The sequence below is a fragment of the Sulfuracidifex metallicus DSM 6482 = JCM 9184 genome (assembly GCA_032834875.1).
GTDB classification, from domain to species: Archaea; Thermoproteota; Thermoprotei_A; order Sulfolobales; family Sulfolobaceae; genus Sulfuracidifex; species Sulfuracidifex metallicus.
In genome coordinates, this window is record CP135238.1 from 756,826 (window position 1) to 776,819 (window position 19,994).

At 44.1% G+C, this 19,994-nt stretch carries 14 protein-coding genes, 1 tRNA gene and 2 rRNA genes; 11 read left to right on the forward strand and 6 right to left on the reverse strand.

Going from position 1 to position 19,994, the window contains the following annotated elements; all coding sequences use genetic code 11:
* Positions 1–20: 20 nt before the first annotated feature.
* Positions 21–488, forward strand: coding sequence for a hypothetical protein (locus RQ359_RS04460; protein WP_054838840.1), 468 nt, complete (start codon positions 21–23; stop codon positions 486–488).
* A gap of 192 nt (positions 489–680) precedes the next feature.
* On the forward strand, positions 681–1,436 hold the full coding sequence (locus RQ359_RS04465; RefSeq protein ID WP_156017759.1) for an oxygen-binding di-iron domain-containing protein: 756 nt from the start codon (positions 681–683) through the stop codon (positions 1,434–1,436).
* 212 nt (positions 1,437–1,648) lie between these two features.
* On the opposite strand, the gene RQ359_RS04470 is transcribed toward RQ359_RS04465, so the two are convergent.
* On the reverse strand, positions 1,649–2,911 hold the full coding sequence (locus RQ359_RS04470) for an MFS transporter (RefSeq protein WP_338117009.1): 1,263 nt from the start codon (positions 2,909–2,911) through the stop codon (positions 1,649–1,651).
* A 138-nt stretch (positions 2,912–3,049) separates the two neighbouring features.
* Between RQ359_RS04470 and RQ359_RS04475 the strand changes: the two genes are divergently transcribed.
* Positions 3,050–3,589, forward strand: coding sequence for a carbonic anhydrase (locus tag RQ359_RS04475; protein ID WP_206338996.1), 540 nt, complete (start codon positions 3,050–3,052; stop codon positions 3,587–3,589).
* A 530-nt stretch (positions 3,590–4,119) separates the two neighbouring features.
* Positions 4,120–4,195: transfer RNA gene (locus tag RQ359_RS04480), tRNA-Pro, on the forward strand.
* Between the two features lie 97 nt (positions 4,196–4,292).
* Here RQ359_RS04480 and RQ359_RS04485 read toward each other — a convergent pair.
* Complete coding sequence (locus tag RQ359_RS04485; protein WP_054838838.1) at positions 4,293–4,745, reverse strand: hypothetical protein; 453 nt, start codon at positions 4,743–4,745, stop codon at positions 4,293–4,295.
* Between the two features lie 1,308 nt (positions 4,746–6,053).
* On the opposite strand from RQ359_RS04485, the gene RQ359_RS04490 reads away from it, so the two are divergent.
* Positions 6,054–7,525: ribosomal RNA gene (locus RQ359_RS04490) — 16S ribosomal RNA — on the forward strand.
* Positions 7,526–7,717: 192 nt separating this feature from the next.
* Positions 7,718–10,725 (forward strand): 23S ribosomal RNA (locus RQ359_RS04495).
* The 16S and 23S rRNA genes sit together here, the layout of an rRNA operon.
* A 715-nt stretch (positions 10,726–11,440) precedes the next feature.
* Here the strand turns inward: RQ359_RS04495 and RQ359_RS04500 are convergent.
* From RQ359_RS04500 to RQ359_RS04510, 3 genes are all read right to left on the reverse strand, one after another.
* Positions 11,441–12,892, reverse strand: a complete 1,452-nt coding sequence (locus RQ359_RS04500; protein WP_054838836.1) for a carboxypeptidase M32 — start codon at positions 12,890–12,892, stop codon at positions 11,441–11,443.
* Between the two features lie 187 nt (positions 12,893–13,079).
* The gene (locus RQ359_RS04505; protein ID WP_054838835.1) at positions 13,080–13,760 is read right to left on the reverse strand and encodes an ABC transporter permease; all 681 of its coding nucleotides are present in this window, start codon (positions 13,758–13,760) and stop codon (positions 13,080–13,082) included.
* 19 nt (positions 13,761–13,779) lie between these two features.
* Positions 13,780–14,619 carry an ABC transporter ATP-binding protein gene (locus RQ359_RS04510; RefSeq protein ID WP_054838834.1) on the reverse strand — a complete coding sequence of 280 codons (840 nt, stop codon included), beginning with the start codon at positions 14,617–14,619 and terminating at the stop codon, positions 13,780–13,782.
* 426 nt (positions 14,620–15,045) lie between these two features.
* On the opposite strand from RQ359_RS04510, the gene RQ359_RS04515 reads away from it, so the two are divergent.
* From RQ359_RS04515 to RQ359_RS04525, 3 genes are all read left to right on the forward strand, one after another.
* Positions 15,046–15,168 carry a hypothetical protein gene (locus tag RQ359_RS04515; protein ID WP_256202080.1) on the forward strand — a complete coding sequence of 41 codons (123 nt, stop codon included), beginning with the start codon at positions 15,046–15,048 and terminating at the stop codon, positions 15,166–15,168.
* Positions 15,169–15,359: 191 nt separating this feature from the next.
* Positions 15,360–15,743, forward strand: coding sequence for a hypothetical protein (locus RQ359_RS04520; protein WP_156017757.1), 384 nt, complete (start codon positions 15,360–15,362; stop codon positions 15,741–15,743).
* Between the two features lie 424 nt (positions 15,744–16,167).
* Positions 16,168–17,535 carry an MFS transporter gene (locus RQ359_RS04525; protein WP_054838833.1) on the forward strand — a complete coding sequence of 456 codons (1,368 nt, stop codon included), beginning with the start codon at positions 16,168–16,170 and terminating at the stop codon, positions 17,533–17,535.
* 112 nt (positions 17,536–17,647) lie between these two features.
* On the opposite strand, the gene RQ359_RS04530 is transcribed toward RQ359_RS04525, so the two are convergent.
* Positions 17,648–18,409: an ATP-binding cassette domain-containing protein gene (locus RQ359_RS04530; protein WP_054838832.1), complete on the reverse strand. Its 762-nt coding sequence runs from the start codon at positions 18,407–18,409 to the stop codon at positions 17,648–17,650.
* Positions 18,410–18,619: 210 nt separating this feature from the next.
* On the opposite strand from RQ359_RS04530, the gene RQ359_RS04535 reads away from it, so the two are divergent.
* Both RQ359_RS04535 and RQ359_RS04540 read left to right on the forward strand, forming a co-directional pair.
* Positions 18,620–19,312, forward strand: coding sequence for a hypothetical protein (locus RQ359_RS04535; RefSeq protein WP_157043024.1), 693 nt, complete (start codon positions 18,620–18,622; stop codon positions 19,310–19,312).
* A gap of 1 nt (position 19,313) precedes the next feature.
* A complete protein-coding gene (locus RQ359_RS04540; protein WP_156017752.1) occupies positions 19,314–19,991 on the forward strand; it encodes a hypothetical protein in 678 nt (225 codons plus the stop codon).
* Positions 19,992–19,994: the final 3 nt, after the last annotated feature.

A 19,994-nucleotide genomic window follows, 5' to 3' on the forward strand; every position in this document is an offset into this window, starting at 1 on the left:
ATATGTTGAAATTATTTTTTATGAAGATTATCAATTTAATCCCTTTTCTATCTATAGCGGGACTTTACTTTGCTATTTTGGACATGAATATAGAATTCCTTAATTACGTGCACGTAATGAGTGGAGTAATTTTGGTAGGTTTAGTAGTTTTTCCTTACCTTTTCAAGGTTGACTATAAAGAGATGAGAGATACCGTTATGCCTTTGACTCTAGCCTTCATGTTTATCACTTTCGGCTCTGGGGCTATCATGTATAATCAACAGGGAAGGCCAACTTTCCTTAACCTTTTACATACAAGCCTTCCAGCACAGTTGACATTTATAATAGATTCAATAGATGTTAATACTTTTCTCCTATCCGTCACTTTGATAATTCTTTCCATCCTTTATATTAAGGGTTATAGGGGTATTCTAATATCTTTAGGTCACGCAATATCTTCCCTTTCCTTAGTATTCATGATATTCGTAATGGGAATGTTAGTCATTTGATTACGGTTTATTAAATGTGTGTTTTACCATACATACACCATGTACATACAAAATGTGTTTTGTCAAAAATATCCAATTCAGGCGTAAGTGAATGTATTTTATACAGTTAATCTTGGTTTTAACGTTGTTAATTCTAATGCCTTGAGTTAAGGTAATCTCATTTTAAATCTTTGTCATCAAATTTTCTATTTAATGCTTCAAGTTCACAAGCCCTACGTATTAGGGGAGGACGGAGATCATAAGTTCGTTTGGTTAGGCCTAGACGAGAGCGAGCATGAGAAGGGAATACTAACAAACCAGTATCTGATCATGGATAAGGGAGAATCCGCATTGATTGACCCTGGAGGATACTTTGTTTTCGAGAGGGTCTTCAACAACGTTCAGAGTATGGTAGATCCTGAGAAAATAACAAAGATCATGTACAGTCATCAAGACCCAGATGTAATAGGCTCACTCAATCTTTTGCTTGACATGTTTCCAAACGCAAAGTTTTACGTATCTTATCTTTGGGAAAGGTTCATTCCACATTTGGGGGTTTCAGTGAACGATAGAATTGTGGACATACCCGATGAAGGAATGGATATAAAGGTAGGTGAGTCAATCTTACGGGCAGTTCCAGCTCACTTCATGCATTCTCCTGGGAATTTTCATTACTACGACCCAAGGCTGAAGATATATTTCTCAGGAGATATAGGAGCCGCAATATATCCTAAAGGAACGTGGTATTTGATAGTGGATGACTTCGAGACTCATAGAAACTTCATGGAACCCTTCCATAGGAGATATATTGCATCAAGGAAAGCCATAGACTTGTGGAAGAAGACAATTGAGAACTTGGAAATAGATGTGGTCGCACCCCAGCACGGTTCCGTATTCATTGGTGACAATGCTAAGAAGTTTCTGGAGTGGCTTTGGTCATTGGATAAGGTTGGACTAGACTTAATGTGATTTCAATTCATGTATAAATGATTATGTCCTATTATACTATTAATATTTATGTTATGGCTTTTTTCTTTTTGTTCCTTCTCATACCTATTTCATGTTACTTGGCTATAGGGAATCTAATTAGTAAATCATCCAGTCATATAAAAAAGAGCTTGATTTTTCCATTCTCTCCCTTTCTTCTTCAACCGCATATTTCTTCTCCTCGTCGTCCGTCGTCAGGTTTTGCTCACTGAGATGTCCTCTAATCTTCTCATCTTAGTTTCCTTAACTGCAACTGCACTTACTGCGAGGGCGATGGCTGAGGTTAAACCGAAAAGCATCAGAGACTCGGACAAACCTAAATACTTCACCATTGAGGGGAAGAAGAAAACTCCAAGTACAGCACCTACTCTGCTGAATGCTGTTGTAACACCCTGGGCTGTTGACCTAACGGAGGTTGGAAAAATCTCTGCTGGATAGAACAGCGTCACAGCTCCTGCCCACTGTTCCATTGCCACGAAAACCATGAAGTAAGGCACTAATCCTGCTCCCCTAATTGATATTAAACCACCCAATAGGAGGAGGAACGCCATCGCCCCAAGTCCAGCCATCAAAGTGAATCTCCTGCCAGCTGAGTCAACTGCAACCTCAGCAATCGCGTAACCTACGATAGCTCCAACGGATATCAACATAGTCCCATATAGGGTTTCATATTCCGAAGGGAAAGCGAACTGGTGCAACAAGGAAGGGTAATACAACCCTATCCCGTAGGAAGCAACGTCGAAGAGGAACCAGATGGCTGACAAAGACATTAGAGTTACTCCAACCTTCCCTTTCAGCAGATCCCTCCAAGTTACTCCCTTATTTTCCTCCTCTGGAGTGGGTATCCCTTCTCCCTTCATGAGTCCCTTGGAGGCTAGCCACCTGGGCGACTCTGACAGCTTTATTCTGCCCACAACTATAGGAATAGCTAGTAGACCACCCACCGCAAAGGAATACCTCCAGAACTGTTCCCCTGTGGGTAGGAAGACCAAGTTCATGAAAGCCGAGAAGAGCGTCCCTATCCAATACATGGAAACCGAGCCCATCAAGTACCTCCCTCTGCTTCTTGTTGGGGAGAACTCCGATACCACGGTGCTACTTATTGGGTAATCCCCTCCAACCCCTATTCCTAACAAGAACCTGCTGACGAAAAGTTCAAGGAAGTTATTTGATGTAGCTGATAGTAGGGCGAAGATTGAGAAGAAAAACAAGTCAATTCCCATAAGCTTCTTCCTTCCTAGCTTGTCCGAAAGTGCACCGAATATTATAGCACCTATTGCCATTCCCATTAGGGATGAGGCTGAAACCAAACCTTCCTGAACAGCATTTAGCGACATTTCTCCCTTTATGAAAAACAGGGCGTATGATATCACAGACAAATCATAACCATCAAGGAAGAACCCTCCCGACGAGAGGAAGAACGATCTGAACTTTTCGGAGAAGTTATCGAAGTCCACGGTTTAACTGATGTCAGAAAGTTAAAAAGTAAAACTGAATAAGATTTCTACACTAAGTTTTAATATCCCTTCTATTTGGTGGAACCTTCTTCTTTTTTGTACTTAAAGAATTTAAACTAGTATATACTTTTGTATCCTATGAAAGTAGTTCTATCCTGTATGGACTACAGGTTAACGGAAGAAATCATGAAAAAGATGGGAGAAGGAGTTCTGGTAATCAGAAACGCCGGAGCGAATGTAAACGCTGTGAAGGAAGCATTAAAGATGTTAAAACCAGAAGAAGTTATCTTCATGCCACATACTGATTGCGCAGCCATGAAGTTGGTAAAGAGCGTTATTACAGGAGAGAAAAACGTGGATATAGAAGTTGAGGAGAAGTTGGTCTCACAGTTCAAAGGAAAGGATGTCAAAGACTTGGACAGGGTAAATGCGCAAGTAGGAGAGAAGCTAATAAAGGAAGTCCTACCAAATGCCAAGGTAACCACGGAGTTGGTTGACGTCAGCAAGATAAAGTGGCCTGAGAGAAAGACTGTCTATTTCCTGTTGAAGAGCCAGTCCAAGTACGAAAAGGATATGGTTGGAGGCTACATTCTACAAGCACCGTCAAAGGAGGATCTGAGCGCCGACGTTAAGATTGCAGAGTCGTTAGGTTTGAAGTTACAAAAGTCCGAGTTCTGAGATTGAGTATATAAGAATCTGTACTCGGTTACTTGTCTTATATATACACAAACCAATTTTTAGCGTAAAAGATGAGGTTGCTTTTTTATAAAGAAAATGAGCTTGTATTCACTTTCTCTCTTTTTTATTCATCTTTTTTATCTTGTTTATCTATGTCTCTTTTTCTCTACTTTTTAGCAGATAATTTACGAGACTTACAAAAGATATTTCCATAGTGGGGAGAGATGATGAAGATTACCAAGTGAGGTGAAAGCACGCTTTATTATGCTATCAACAAAATGTCATCCTAAATAGAGACAAAATAATAACAACAATGGTGCACGAAAGGAAGTACAGAGAGAGTTATGGATTCTTTTTTCCTTCCTCCTTCCTTTTACTTCTCTTCCTTTTTATTCCTTATAACAACTATTGTTTCGTGTCTTGTGAAGCTTATCATAACTTTGCAAGAGTCTTTTTTAGATCTTTGGTTCTATGGACTTTCATCGCGGGGAAAGATTATTTAAGGTCGAGTTTAAACAAGATATCATCGCGGGGCTGTAGTCTAGCTTGGACCAGGACGCAAGGCTTGGGCCCTTGAGGTCGGGGGTTCAAATCCCCCCAGCCCCATTTTTCTTTTCTCCCTTTCCTTCTTCGCTTACATACACTTTTCTCTTCTTCTTGTTATCCTCGCCAATTTCTCTTTTCATTCCTTCTTTTCCTCTTTTTAACGCTCTAAAGACAGCAAACCTTTTGAAATTACTAAAGCCAGAGTTATGTAAAGATACATTGTATATGCCCCTAACTCATCATCGTCTTTAAATTTCCCAGTCTCGCTTTCCGTCCTCTCCAACTCCGATCTTATGACCTCTTCAACTGTAGCTCCAGGATGAACTAGCCTGACGTAAGCCATCATACTAACAGCCTCGGAATCCTTTATCTCAATCGTTTCCCTAGTGGAGTTAACCTTAGCCACATGAAGGTTATTTTGTATGTCACTACTCACGGGCATATAGTTAGGTAACAGTCTCCATACCTTCCTGTTAATTATGAGTGGGTTATTCTCTAGGGGTGAATATGGCTCCATGAGGAGCGTTGCGTCAGGTGAACGTATTTCCGTCGGTATTTCATTACTTTTCACCATGTCGAGTACGTTGGGTATTGAGTTAGTCTCTTTCATAAACTAAATTTGGATAAATTTCTATAAAAGAATTCTCACGTCAGATAGTTTGATACTATAGAAGGAGGAAAAGACAGTGAGTAAGTTGGTGAAGAAAGTAAAAGGGGAAGAAAAAAAGAATAGCAATTGGAGATCATTTATAAAGCCCAAAAAAGAAGCCCATGAATTGCATACTAAAAACATTTTGAGAATACAAATCATGAAGAAAAGCACGTTCATATAAACGTTCTTGAGCTTTAGATAGATTAGAGTTCTGTCTCTTTAATCTTTTATTTGTTCAGAGAAGAGGAGAGTCATTTATACAGAGATATAAAAAATTATGCAGCTTGGCTTAGTGAGGAAGGGAAAGATGAAATTGAAAGGAAAAGACGCAGAAGAAATAGAATCGAATCGTTTTCATGTTAACTCATGTAAAAGTTCCGTGCTCTGCGTCAAGTTCGATTAAATTTTTGTTGTATATTATTTACTGAAAGAGAAATATAAGAGTTTTTTGAAATATTATAGAAATAACAGCAAAAATTCATCCGCAATTCTGAGTCTTACAAAAACATGTTAAAAAGGGGAAAAGGTTAGGATCTAAGATTGGATAAAAGCATCAATTAAATGACTTCAAAGAGTAAAAAAATCACTAAGAAAGGAGGCGCAATATCTTAATCGTTATTAATGCCTATTGGTGGGAAGAGATGCTAGATTAGGTTTAGCTTCTTGTTTTTTGCTTTTTGTCGTTTAAATGTATTGGCTCAACGTATGTGTATATACACTACCCTTTGGTAGACTATACCTAGTTGTCGAAGAACGAGAGAAACCTTTTGACGCGATTTTCCTATGTTATTTACTCTGTTCTTCTCCCTTCTCTATTCTTTGTTTTCTTATTCTTATTTTTCTCCTGTCAGTCTCTCTTTTTCTCTACTTAGAACGATATAAAGTTTGTTAAATATTTTTTAAAAAATCGAACCATCTTTTTATCTCTGGTTTTTTCATCCCCTGATAAGAAAGTTTATTTTTATTTCTCATGGGATTCTTCTGAATACTTTTTACAAAAAGTTCTTTTTCTATGGTGTTAACATATCTTTAATAAAACTGATCTACCTTATTTACGTCTGCACTTTACGTGGTTATATAGGCACACCTAGTCGTAAGTTTTATATGTAGTTCACAACCTATATGTATAATGTCGAAAACCCCTCCGGGGGAAAAACCTCCGGGGGAGTTGTAGAGTGATGGGGAAGCAAGAACCCCGAGCTTTAAGGTCGGGAAATCTTGCTTCCGACAGGGGAAGTTGGACGGTGAAAGATCTCCCGTCCCCTGATTCCGGTTGATCCTGCCGGACCCGATCGCTATCGGGGTAGGGCTAAGCCATGGGAGTCGTACATCCCGCAAGGGGTGTGGCGGACTGCTGAGTAACACGTGGTCAACCTAACCTAGGGAAGGGAATAACCCCGGGAAACTGGGGATAATTCCCTATAGCTGAGGAGTCCTGGAACGGTTCCTCGGCGAAAGCCCGCAAGGGCGCCCTAGGATGGGACTGCGGCCCATCAGGTAGTTGGGGGGTTAAAGGCCCTCCAAGCCGATAACGGGTAGGGGCCCCTGGGAGGGGGAGCCCCCAGATGGGCACTGAGACAATGGCCCAGGTCCTACGGGGCGCACCAGGCGCGCAACGTCTTCAATGCACGAAAGTGTGAAAGCGCTACCCCGAGTGCCCCTTTGGGGCTTTTCTACGCTCTAAAAAGGCGTGGGAATAAGCGGAGGGCAAGACTGGTGTCAGCCGCCGCGGTAATACCAGCTCCGCGAGTGATCGGGACTCTTATTTGGCCTAAAGCGCCCGTAGCCGGCTCTGTAAGTCACTGCTTAAAGACCCGAGCTCAACTCGGGGAAGGGTAGTGATACTACAGAGCTAGGGGGCGGGAGAGGTCGGGGGTACTCCTAGAGTAGGGGCGAAATCCGTAGATCCTAGGAGGACCACCAGTGGCGGAGGCGCCCGGCTAGAACGCGCCCGACGGTGAGGGGCGAAAGCTGGGGTAGCAAAAGGGATTAGATACCCCTGTAGTCCCAGCTGTAAACGATGCGGGCTAGGTGTCACGTGAGCTTAGAGCCCACGTGGTGCCGCAGGGAAGCCTTTAAGCCCGCCGCCTGGGGAATACGGCCGCAAGGCTGAAACTTAAAGGAATTGGCGGGGGAGCACCACAAGGGGTGGAACCTGCGGCTCAATTGGAGTCAACGCCTGGAATCTTACCGGGGGAGACCGCAGAATGACGGCCAGGCTGATGACCTTGCCAGACTCGCGGAGAGGAGGTGCATGGCCGTCGCCAGCTCGTGTTGTGAAATGTCCTGTTAAGTCAGGCAACGAGCGAGACCTCTACTCCTAGTTGGTATCTGGGCCTCCGGGCTTGGACCACACTAGGAGGACTGCCAGTGTTAAACTGGAGGAAGGTAGAGGCCACGGCAGGTCAGCATGCCCCGAAACTCCCGGGCCGCACGCGGGTTACAATGGTAGGGACAGCGGGATCCAAGTCCGAAAGGAGGAGGCAATCCCTTAAACCCTGCCTCAGTTGGGATCGAGGGCTGAAACTAGCCCTCGTGAACGAGGAATCCCTAGTAACCGCACGTCAACAACGTGCGGTGAATACGTCCCTGCTCCTTGCACACACCGCCCGTCGCTCCACCCGAGCGTAAGAGGCGTGAGGATCCCTGCGAAAGTGGGGATTCGAACTCCTCTTACGTGAGGGGGGAGAAGTCGTAACAAGGTAGCCGTAGGGGAACCTGCGGCTGGATCACCTCATATAAGCTCCCCTTACAATTATTGAGGGGACGGGAGATCCACTTAAGTCCAACTTCCCCTTTATATGTGCAACTCCTCTCACGAGGGCCGGAGAGGAGTGAAGAGCTTAGGGCCTATTCCAAGCTGAGTAGTGATGCTTTGGGGTATGTCCGATGAGGCTAGTTGCAGAGGCCGAAAGATAGCCTAGGGTTGCTGGCACTAGGGGCCAACGCCAGTCGGTGGATGGCTCGGCTCAGGCGCCGACGAAGGGCGCGGCAAGCAGCGAAATGCCTGGGGGAGGCGCAAGCAGCCTTCGATCCCAGGGTTCCCGAATGGGAATCCCCTTAGCGTATCCGATCTGTGAAGGTCGGATACGGGAACTCCCCGAACGGAAGCATCTTAGTAGGGGAAGGAGGAGAAATCAAATCGAGATCTCCTGAGTAGGGGCGACCGAAAGGGAGATAGCCCAAACCAAATCCCGGCGACAAGCCGTTGGAGATGTGGTGTTAGCCCCAGGTTATATCCCTAGCATTTATCGGCCGAAGTCCTCTGGAAAGAGGCACCATAGAGGGTGATAGTCCCGTAGGCAGATATAATGTGGGATGACTTGAGGGTAGAGTACCATCCTCTGGTTTGAGGGTGGGAAGATGGGGGACACGTGCCTCCAAGGCTAAATACGTCCTGAGACCGATAGCGAACTAAGTACTGTGAAGGAAAGCTGAAAAGCATCCCGGAAGGGAGGTGAAAAGCGCCTGAAACCGACTGGTTACACAGGGTAGGGCATTCAAGGAGTGATACCCTCCAAAGGAAGGGGATGCGAGTCCCTTGTACGAGGAGGGCGACCGGTGTCCTATCTTTCGTCTTGAAACACGGGCCGGGGAGGTCCTGCTAGTGGCGAGCCTAAGAGGTTAAACCTCGAAGGCGTAGGGAAACCGAGAGCCCGAAGCGAAAGCGAGGGGCTGGGTTCGCCAGAGCCTGAAGTCACTGGCAGGAAACTAGAAACCGGGCGATCTAGACCAGGCCAGGTCGAAGCCGGGGGAAACCTCGGTGGAGGACCGAATAGGGGTTCTGACGTGCAATTCGTTCCCTTGAGCTTGGTCTAGGGGCAAAAGGCCAATCTAGCCCGGTGATATCTAGTTCCTCCCGAAATGCGTCTTAGCGCAGCCTCTCCGGAGGCAGATCGCGGGGTAGAGTTACTGATTGGGAACTTAGACCGAAAGGTCTGGGTTCTCAGTCAAACTCCGAACCTACGATCGCCTCAGAAGGAGGGAGTGGGCCACACGGCGTAAGGTTGGGTGGCAAGAGGGAAACAGCCCAGAGCCGGGTTAAGGCCCCCAAGTGCCGGCTAAGTGCACCAAAGGCATCCTCAGCCACAGACAGCGGGAAGGTGGGCCCAGCAGCAGCCATCCTCTAAGGAGTGCGTAACAGCTCACCCGCCGAGGCTGAGGGTCCTGCAGACGTGTCGGGGCTAAGCCGGCCGCCGAGACCCGGCCGGTGGGTCCTTAGGACTCACTTGGTAGGGAGGCGCTCCGGTAGGGCGGAAGGTGGGTCGTGAGATCCACTGGACCTGCCGGAGGTGCAGATCCCGGCGGCAGTAATAGCGAAGAGGGGTGAGAATCCCCTCCGCCGGAAGGGCAAGGGTTTCACGGCAATGTTCTTCAGCCGTGGGTGAGCCGGTCCTAAGGCAACGCCTAACTGGTAGTTGTCGAAAGGGAAACAGGTTAATATTCCTGTGCCACACCGGTAGGTGCGGTAACGCAAGCCTATCTCCCGACGGGTTAGGGTAGGGGGATGCTGGTAACCCAGCACCAAATGCATAAGCCCCTGGAGAGCCGTAATGGTGAGAAGGGGGTGAAAGCATGATGGGTCTGACGTATGTCGGATTCCTCTGATCCCCAGCTCCAATGAAAAGGGAGAGGGATCGATCCGGTGTGTCCGTACCTAGAACCGACACTGGTGCCCCTAGGTGAGAAGCCTAAGGCGTCTGGGGGGTAACGGAGGCTAGGGAACTCGGCAAATTAGCCCCGTAACTTCGGGATAAGGGGTGCCTACCTTAGTACTGACCGTGCTAAGGTAGGTCGCAGTAACAAGGGGGATCTGACTGTTTAATAAAAACATAGGTTTCCGCAAGCCCGAAAGGGTGTGAACGGAAGCTAAATCCTGGCCACTGGCGGCAGGTTAAACCTGGGTCCAACCGGGCGAAGCCCCGCTGAAGGCCGGGGGTAACTCTGACCCTCTCAAGGTAGCCAAATGCCTTGCCGGGCAAGTTCCGGCGCGCATGAATGGATCAACGAGATCCCCGCTGTCCCAGCCTCTGGCCCCATGAACGCCCAGAGTAGGTTCACAGTCCTGCAACCCCCAACACCGAGAGAAGACCCCGTAGAGTTTCACTGTAGCCTGGCACTGTCTTCCGGGCGCTCCCGCGTAGCGTAGGTAGGAGGCGTCGAAGCCACCCTTTCGGGGGTGGTGGAGCCGAAAGTGAAACACTACCCTCGAGCGTTCGGAGGACTAACCTTCCCATAAGGGAGGGGACAGTGTCAGGTGGACAGTTCGGCTGGGGCGGCACTCCCGCGAAAAGATAACACGGGAGCCCAAAGGTCAGCTCAGGTGGTACAGAACGCCACCGTAGAGTGCAAGGGCAAAAGCTGGCCTGACGAGACCCTTCAACGCACGGGGTCTCGGCGCGAAAGCGCGGCCTAGCGAACGCTCATGCCCCCACACGTGGGGGCTGGGCATGTCAGAAAAATTACCTCGGGGATAACAGGGTCGTCGCGGGCGAGAGCTCCCATCGACCCCGCGGTTTGCTACATCGATGTCGGCTCTTCCCACCCTGGAGGTGCAGCTGCCTCCAAGGGTAGGGCTGCCCGCCCGTTAAAGGGGAACGTGAGCTGGGTTTAGACCGTCGCGAGACAGGTCGGACTCTAAGGGTTGGGGGTGCGAAGCGGCTGAGGGAAAGGAACTCCTAGTACGAGAGGAACAGAGTTCCGGGGCTCTAGTCTACCGGTTGTCCGACAGGGCACTGCCGGGCAGCCACGCCCTGAGGGATAAACACTGAAAGCATCTAAGTGTGAAGCCCTCCCCGAAAAGAGCCGCTTTGCCGGTACCCGCAAGGGTACTGGTGGGCCTTCCCCTAGAAGAGGGGGTTGATAGGGACGGGGTGTAAGTCCCGAGGGAAACCGAGGGATGAGCCCGCGTCTACTAATCGGGCTATCCCTAGTCAGCAACCTTAGGCTATCCGGTAAATTCTGCAACTAGTCTCAAACGGCCCTCATTTATTTCATAAATTTTCTATTATTTTCTTTTCTGCTGTTTTTCATTTTTTGGTTTTTATCCTATTTGATTATTGCCTAGTCAAATCAGGTTCAATAATATGACGTATGAACAGGGTATATAAAATGGAAAGAGTATTTTGATATGATTTTAGTATCATGCCTTTTTAATAGAAGATGGAAGAGTGATAAGAGCTTAAGATATAATGAAATGAAAAGGAGATCCTTCTCAGCTGTTTGGCGGTTAGAAGGGAAGGATTATCCCTGCTCGGGAAAAGTCAAGATAGACGGAGCGAACATCTGTGAAAACTTTGAAGCAAAGAGGAAGGTTTAGGCTGTATGCCGGCGTTAATAGGCTTGACGATTTCTAGGCAACTTTTGTCTTATCCTTGAAACTCCTTAGAAGTTACTCTAAAACTCTGGATCTATTGTCTCTTTGGAGGTAAGGATAGAGCTATGGAAAGGTATTAAATTACATGGGAATGAAAAAGGCGAGTCTCCTTCTAAAGAACAAGAATGTAATATAGCTATAACGGAACTATTCTATCATTAATAACAACAATTATAATAATTCTTCCCCGTTTTTTATTGCTGTAAGACATTTCGTCTCTCCTGCTTTATCATTTTTAGTTATATAATACTTCACAGTGCGGGCAAACGTTAACTTCCTACTTGGTTCCAATATATTTGTTCTCTAAGTATTCCACTAACCTAGCTGGATTGTAGTCCTCGCCGAAGGACCTTCTGAGAAGCTCCTTGGGTGGGTAAGTTGCACCGAACTTGTGGATTTTCTCCCTTAACCAACCCTTAACTATATCAATCTTACCACCCTTAATTACACCATCTCCCAAATTCATGTGATGATAAACTACAGCCGCCACCATGTTTCCTATAGTATAAGAAGGGAAGTATCCGAAGGACCCATGACTCCAATGGATGTCCTGTAGGACCCCCTCAGAGTAACTTTTAGGCCTTATTCCCAAGTAATTCTCTAAAGTTTCATCGAAGAACTCCGGCAATTCGTTGACACTCAATGACCCATCTATTAGCTTCTTCTCAGCGAAGTATCTAACAGCTATGTGGAAGTTGTAAGTTAACTCGTCGGCGTCTACCCTTATGGGCTGCAGTTTCACGGCGTTGAAATACCTATAAATCTCTTCCACGCTTTTTCCCTTCACTAGGGGTTTTATTCTGGGATAGATGAGTTCTACGAAATCTTTGCTCCTCCCGATGTTGTTCTCCCAGAACCTAGACTGGGATTCATGGATACCGAAGGAAGGAGCCTCAGCTATTGGAGTGAACTCCAGAGCCTCATCTATCTGAAGCTCGTAAATTGCATGTCCAGATTCATGGACTAGTGAGTAGAGGGCCCTTTTGAAGTCGAAACCTTCGTACCTCATGGTTATCCTAACGTCGTGTCTGTTTATGCCAGTGGTGAAGGGATGTGCAGATAAATCTATCCTGAACTTACTTGTGGGCATCTTCAGTATGTCGTAAGCTATTTCGTTCACTATTTTCTCCATGATTTCTCTTGAATATGGCTCATTCTCTAGCTCACTGGAAGCGGTAAATCTTCCCTCAGCCTCAACCTTTTGAAGTGTCCTCTTAAGGCTAGGCAGAAGCGAACCGAATATGTCGTCAGCCTCTTTCACAGTTAATCCCTCTTCGTAAAGATCAAGAAGGGAGCTATACGGATGATCGTTGTAGCCTAGAAGCTGCGCAACCTTTGCCTTGAGTTCTACTATCCTCTCCAAGTATGGCTTGAAGGAGGAGAAGTCGTTCTTTAATCTAGCATTTCTCCAAACCACTGCTGATTCAGCGGTAAGCTTGTTTATCTCCATGTCTATTTCCTCTGGGATGGATTCGATGTACTTTATCTCTCTCCCCAGTACCCTCTTAATGCCTGCCTCCATGTCGTTCTTTGGGTCGAGATCATCTAACTCTCCCTTGATTTCCAGTAGCTTTCTCCTCCTCAGGGAATTGAGGGTTGCCATTTCCTCAGCTCTGTAGGATATACCCTCTGGCGGCATGTATGTTTCAATGTCCCAACCCATTAGTCTTATAGCATGGCTGATTGCCCAGATCTCTTTGAACTTGGTTAGAATAGAATTAGAACTCATGTTGGCTGTTTATCTTTCATCGATATTAAACTCTAATCTTCTTTCAAAGGAATTTTCTTTGACGAGTAGCATTTTCCAGCTCTCCTTACTCACATGCATAATGATTTTCCTCTCAGTTGTAGTTGACGTATATATATCCACATGCACATGATAATAACTTGCATATACGTCTTTTTCCCTCTCCTCTTCAAGTTCTCCTTTCTAGCAACCTACCAAACATAGTTAGAACCACGCCATAAATCAGGAGTCCCATCAAGTAAAAGATACTGTTACCGCCCACGTAACTGTGATAAATGGACTGTGAAATATAGGTGGTCGGTTCAAGGTAAGTGAAGTACCTTAAAGGAATGGGCACAGCAGTCACAGGGTAGTATACCGGGGCGAAAAATATTAGTCCGAAAGATATCACCTGAGATAAGGAATTTATGGTATAATAGTTCCTGGTGGAGAAAGCTAAATCAGTCCCCATGATCGAGCCGACGTATATTGAGAGTACCAATGAAATAACTAACGAAATCACGTTGGATGGAGATACACCGTATAAAAAGTCAGCCACCAATATGAGGATAGGGATGAATATCAATGTCCCGAATCCGTTAGAGAAGAGAATGCTCATCATGTACAACTCCTTGGGTATTCCAGAGGCGATCATGAGGGAAAACTTGCCGTCTCGTCTCTCTAATCCTATGATCTGTGAAACTGCAAGCATGGTTCCTAGGAAGAGATAGAACGTTAAGGTTCCAGATATGGCGTAGAAGGAGAAGTCTGACGATGTAATTGGTTTCAATATTGTGAGTAACCCTATGGGGAGAACTAAGGAGAAGAAAATTCCAGATACTATGGAAGCTTTAAACGTCTTCATCTGCATTAAGACTAGATAGAGGAATTCACGAATCGTTTCCCATCACCTTCAGGTAAATCTCCTCCAATGACGGAAGCCTTACCTCGAACTTTCCTTCCAGCTTCGACACGAAGTCCTTTACCTCGTCCTCCTTAACATAGTAAACTTTTCCTGAGGTTATGTCTGTAACCTCATAGTAAAGGGAGAACTTTCTCTTTATCTCCATGGGAGTTCCCTGTGCTATGACCTTCCTATTGACAAAGTATATTCTATCCGAGAGCCTCTCAGCTTCATCCAAGTAATGGGTAGTAAGTAATACGCCTATTCCGGAGTCTCTTAACGACTTGAGGAGGAACCAAACTTCCCTTCTAGCTTCAGGGTCCAAACCTGTGGTGGGCTCATCAAGGATGAGCAGTTTGGGAGAGTTCACCAGTGCCATCCCTATAAGTAGCCTCCTCCTCAGACCGCCTGATAGATCCCTGGCAAAGGTCTTCCTCCTGTCCTTGAGATTCAACTTCTCAATGACGTCCTCAACATTCTTAATAGCTGTAGGTTTGTCTACACCCTTAATTTTAGCCATGAAATATAAGTTGTCGTAAACTGAGAGCTCTCCGTAAGGAGTTACCTCTTGAGGGACGACGCCCATCATTCTCTTTATCTTTCCATCAGTGGGCTTACCCCCAAGCACCTTGATTTCCCCCTGACTCGGATGGAGCTCTCCGTATATTTGCTTTACCAAGGTTGTCTTCCCTGCGCCGTTGGGTCCAAGGAGACCCACTATCTCTCCCTTCCGTATGTTTAAGGTAACGTCCTCGTTAGCTATTATCTTACCGTAACTCTTCCAGACATGGTTCACCTCAACTAGGATCTCTAATGTTTCATTCATAATTATATCTATATCTTAAGTGACTATTTAAATACACTTAAAGGTCAAAGGTTATAGATTTTTATGTAAGTTTCTAAAGTGCCTAGAGGACGACGTAAAAAAGGGGGAAGACGAAGTTGAAATCAGAATAAAGACCTTGGACTGACCACGAAGCTAGAAAGAAGAGCCATATGGGAACGCTCGATAAGAAGAAACTTATCCACATCCACTTTCACTCCCCTTATATCAAGACCATGGTGGAGGAATGAGTCCAACTTCTTCAAGTTATGCCTATGAGTATTACAGAGAATGTTCAAGCCAAAACCAACTTGGTCTAGAAACTTAAGAAACAATCTGGGTTACTGGCGAAAGAAGTGGTGAGGAGGAAGAAAAAAGAAGTCTCTTATAGTCAGGGAGATCGATGAGAGGGAACTTAGAGACATAGCTATGAAGTTCACGATGAAGACTAGGGACGAGACGAGGTATCTATCTGAATCGCGAAAAAGGAGAAAGGAAGATATAGCAGAGATATTCTCAAGAGGAAGAGAACAAGGAATGGAGCACATATAGACGTTAAGGGTATACGAGCTTGCTGTTCATGACGGAGAATAATACTAGAGGACTTAATGATAAACGATACGTAATTTCTTTACTAACTACAGCTAATTTCTGATCATTCTTCATTGCTAGAGGTCCTATAAGGTATTTAAGTTAAACGCTCTTTTCCTCTATCTTTTATTCTGCTTAAATTAATATAGCTCGTGTCTAATTTTAAAAATCTAGCGTGGATAAACCTTGTTTTTCTCACGGTGCAGTTCTTGGTAGGATGGTACGTTGACTTCTCCAACGACTTTCCATCAATATTTTCAACGAATATCTTTCTATACGGTGGACTTGCCTTTCACATAGTTCTGGGTTTAGTAGTCGGTGCAATAGGTATAGCTCTTCTCATTATATCATTGAAGAGAAAGACCAATGTGAGGACTGCACTCATTTCCTTAGTTTTCTTAGGAATTTCCGGAGTAACAGGTCTCTTGTTCATGATTAGCAATTTCCTCAATAATACCTATTCTAACTTAATGATGCTATTCTCGGTGTTGGCATTAATGTCTTATTTTTATCTTGCTATTGAGATAGAAGGTTAGGAACTAGATTTTGATAGCATGGGAAAAATAGAGATTGAATGAAAAAAGAGGAAGAAGTTTAGTAGAAGAATTGTTCTATGTGAGAATATAGTTTAAAGTTTAGAGAAAAAGGAGTTTTAGTTTATATACATGTAGTAAAACTTGAGTAAATGTAAACGAAAAGAATGTATAAATTGATTTTCCGAGTAGAAATCAATTTCCTTCTCTCTTCTTTTTATAAACTCTTTCATTTCTAGCATCTTCTACACTTAAATCTTCTCTTTATGGATTCCTCATCATATTAACGTTAAGTCTAGACATGACTTCTCTTTTCATCTTCCCTTTCACAACTTGTACTTTAGTCTATATAAACTAAATATCCTTTTTTATTTATATATTTTCTAAATAGAATATTCTTTTTAATACTGCAATTAACACTTATCACATGAAACTAGGCGATGTGTTTCGTCCCTTAGACAGCAAGAAATTTGGCGTATTTCATATAAAGAGTCTATTTACTACTGGAATGGGGGTTTTCAGCGACGGTTACTTATTGTCCTCTATAAGTCTCGTGATACTCTTCATCCTGAGTAGCTTCGGAATTTCCAAGAGTAGCTCATCTTATGAGTTTTGGCTGGGAGTTCTTTCAGGCACAGTATTCATAGGTGCAGCCTTAGGCGCAGTCCTCTTTGGTTTCCTGGCAAACAGAGGTAGGAAGACCTTCTATGGAGTGGACGTAATGCTAATGACTATAGGTGCTATCCTTCAAGCATTCGCAACTTCTCCGGCTGAGCTAGCAATCATCAGATTCATCGTTGGGATAGGCACTGGGGCTGACTATGTTCTATCTCCTCTGATAATGGCGGAACATTCTAACGCTAAGGACAGAGGGAAGCTTATAGCTGTGGGTTTCGGGCTAATGTGGAGTCTGGGTGCTATCACAGCCTCCCTGGAGTTCCTGGGAATGGATGCATTGTCTATCCCTCATGATCTGATGTGGAGGATCATCCTAGGTGCAGGTGCGATTCCCGCGGCTTCAGTAATTTATCTGAGGAGGAAGGTTCCGGAGACAACGCGTTTTCTACTTAGAATCAAAGGAGATGTTGGAAAGTTTCAAACTGTAGTGAAGGAGATAACGGGACAGGAGGTGAAAGTTAACGATAACTTGATGGATTCCAATACATTTTCTAGCTACTTCTCAAAGTTCGGAAAGGTTTTCGTTATGGCTTCGGTTCTCTGGTTTCTCTTCGATTTGACAGGCTACGCAAACGGGTTATTCGGACCTACCCTCATAGCTAGATCAGTAGGAATAGTTAACCCTGCTATATTCTCCTTAGTGATTTCACTAGGTTTTGGCTTTCCTGGCAAGTTCTTGGGAATATCTACTATTGACAAGATAGGTAGAAAGCCCTTACAAATTATTGGATCTGCAGGAGAAGGCTTATTCCTCCTCCTGTTCGCAGTGCTCCTGGGTAGAGTCCCGTCTCTTGGTCTAATGGCACTTTATGGGATGCACGAGTTCTTGGGCAGCCTCGGACCAGGAATAATTAGCACGGCAGGTATGCTAGGCGTGGAGCTGGCACCAACCAAGGTTAGAAGCATAGTTCAAGCTATAACTGTGGCTTCAGGAAGGAGCGGTGCGGCGATAGCTTCTTTCCTTTTCCCCATCCTCTTCATATCCGTAAGCAAGGAAATAGCTCTGGCTTTCTTCGCTATACTCATGTTCGTGGCAGCAATGATAACGTTCATGGTTCCTGAGACCAAGGGTAAGCCACTTGAGGAGTCAAGCAGGGAAGAGAAGTTAACGTTATAAAAGTAACTGAATTAACTTTCAAGTTACGTCTTTTTTCCATCATGTTCTTTTTTCTGTCTACTCTTCCTATCCTCCACTTATATATAAAGAAATGCCTTTTAGTAAAAAGCCCTCAAATGTAGTCATATACATGATTCAAGTCTAGGATTTCATTTTCTTCTCCCTCTTCTTTGATTAGGGAATAATCTTCCTGACGTATCTTTAGCTCTAACAAGGAATCGTCCCTTCTACCTTTCACCAGCTTTGACGACATGAGGTCTATAATCGTTACTGGTCCGTAGAGTCTACCTTCAATCATCAAGTAAGCCTTCCAAGTGTCGAACTCCTTTAACAATCCAATCTCATGTGTTACAATAAAACCTTCCTTTCCATATTTCCTTATCCATTGGATAACGATTTTCTTTCTATTTTTATCAAGATTCTCAAAGGGTTCGTCTACGGCTATCACTTTAGGCTTTGAGGAAAAAGCTAGAGCTGTAAGTGTCAGTGTTCTCTCGCCTAAAGAAAGGGAGAACAAGCTCCTTTTCTTAAAGTTGACTCCAGTCTCCTCCATCATCTTCAGGAAGGTTTCATGGTCGCTTCCTTTAATTTCCGAATAGATTGAAATCAAGTCGTCGACGTCACGTGCTAAGTAATATGCCTCAGGGAGATTGGTGGACAGCTCTGTATAGCCACGCACATCTCTCATTAATTCCTTTCCGTCGATTTTCACACTACCCTTATATCTGTAAAATCCGCTTAATACCTTTAATAGGCTGGACTTTCCTGACCCGTTCGGACCTAAGATCAATGCCTTTTCTTCCAACCTGAAGTTAACGTCTTTCAAGATCCGATTTTCCCCAAGGAATAAGCTTAGACCTTCTGCTTCTATCATGTCTTGTGAATTCTCTTCTTTTAATAAAAGCTATGGATTAAGTTCATAAAATGTACCTTCCATTCGGTAATTAAATTTTGAGGAACTCATTAAAGTCATGAAATACTTCAAGTATGCATTCACTTCAATGTTGAAGAACAAGAGGACGCTAGTCTGGCTCTCTTTCTCTCCTTTTTATTTGAGTCCCTTTTCACCTTTTACTTAGCTCATGTGGGAGGCTTAATCAATAGGACGGTAGTGTTGAACGCTTCTAGTGCAATGTTTAGCATGATCGTGATGTTCGCCATGAGCGTAGCTTCAGTTGCAATAGGGAGATCCTTTGTTGATCAGTCGAGATCCTTTGGCTATCTCTTTAAGTTCAGCAGATTAAATCCATGGGCATATGTTATCCAGTTCACACTGGCAATAGTGTTCCCGTTCTTATTAATCGGGTTATCCTTCATTATTATAACCTCCTTGTTGTTTTATGTTAAATTTGGACTTTTTGTTTTACCAGATAACATGTTAGGAGCTTTATTTACGTCACTCTTAGCAGGTTTAATTTTATTTGAATTGACAGTACTTAGCAACGGAATTTTTCTCAGATTGCAGGGAAGGAAGAACATTAACTTCATACAGTTCTTACCAATTTTCCTCTACCTTGCCCTAGATTGGTCTATTGTAGAGACTGGAACTCACGGGAGTTTTTACTACGCCTCACCATTTCTTTCAACTACATATTTAATAACATATTCCTTTACAGATTCAAGGACTTTCTTCGCAGATACATTAACGCCTTATCGCTTTAGCATTGAGCTTAGTATTCTCTCTGGAATATTCTGGATTTTCGTGCTTTTAATTGTAAATCCGTTAATAATTGAAGCAATACATTTAACACCAGAAGGCGAAGAGAGGGTAATTTAAAATGAATGATCAAGATCCTCTTAGTGGTTTTCATGAGAGCGAGAGCATAGCCCGAAAGGCGTATTTTAGGCTTGCCAGAAAGAACATTGGAATCACTTACCTTGTTGTCTCCACATATGTTCCTTTAATCTATGTCTTGTCAATAATTTACTTGGATTTCTCTGAGAGGTCTCCGTTTTTATCTCAAATAGCATGGGAACTAACTCACTCTCCTTTTATATATATAACTTATATGTTAATTGTTTCCATTTTAATATATAGGCTAAAGAAAATACCGCTAGTATTGGAGAAAATTCAAGAGATAAAGAAGAGAGAGCCACCGAAGAGATTACGAAAATTTAGCCGACTTTTAGCTTCAAGCTTCTCACCCTTGACTTACTTGCCAACCGTGATTTATCTTGTAGTAGTCTTAGCCTTACTTGACGTTTTGCCGTTAAACAAAGAACTTTCTAATATTATAGGGAATATTGTAAATTTATCTATATTAATTCTTATTTTGCTCTATTTCCATAAGATTTTCTCTCAGCTAAATGTAGATAAACCTAGGGTTGAGGACTTCATAGCCATAGCTGGTGCGATAGTAGGATTTATAGGAGGAATTTTCAATCCCTACTTTTTCTTTGTGTTCTCTTTTTCCTGGATGATAGCTGGTTTGAGCATCGTAAGGAAGTTTTGGTGATGG

Bases quoted from the DNA above. Each gene is read 5' to 3' on its own strand.
- RQ359_RS04460 (WP_054838840.1), top strand. From the start codon at position 21: ATGAAGATTATCAATTTAATCCCTTTTCTATCTATAGCGGGACTTTAC.
- RQ359_RS04465 (WP_156017759.1), top strand. From the start codon at position 681: ATGCTTCAAGTTCACAAGCCCTACGTATTAGGGGAGGACGGAGATCAT.
- RQ359_RS04475 (WP_206338996.1), top strand. From the start codon at position 3,050: ATGAAAGTAGTTCTATCCTGTATGGACTACAGGTTAACGGAAGAAATC.
- RQ359_RS04485 (WP_054838838.1), bottom strand. From the start codon at position 4,745: ATGAAAGAGACTAACTCAATACCCAACGTACTCGACATGGTGAAAAGT.
- RQ359_RS04500 (WP_054838836.1), bottom strand. From the start codon at position 12,892: ATGAGTTCTAATTCTATTCTAACCAAGTTCAAAGAGATCTGGGCAATC.
- RQ359_RS04505 (WP_054838835.1), bottom strand. From the start codon at position 13,760: ATGCAGATGAAGACGTTTAAAGCTTCCATAGTATCTGGAATTTTCTTC.
- RQ359_RS04510 (WP_054838834.1), bottom strand. From the start codon at position 14,619: ATGAATGAAACATTAGAGATCCTAGTTGAGGTGAACCATGTCTGGAAG.
- RQ359_RS04515 (WP_256202080.1), top strand. From the start codon at position 15,046: ATGAAGTTCACGATGAAGACTAGGGACGAGACGAGGTATCTATCTGAA.
- RQ359_RS04525 (WP_054838833.1), top strand. From the start codon at position 16,168: ATGAAACTAGGCGATGTGTTTCGTCCCTTAGACAGCAAGAAATTTGGC.
- RQ359_RS04530 (WP_054838832.1), bottom strand. From the start codon at position 18,409: ATGATAGAAGCAGAAGGTCTAAGCTTATTCCTTGGGGAAAATCGGATC.
- RQ359_RS04540 (WP_156017752.1), top strand. From the start codon at position 19,314: ATGAATGATCAAGATCCTCTTAGTGGTTTTCATGAGAGCGAGAGCATA.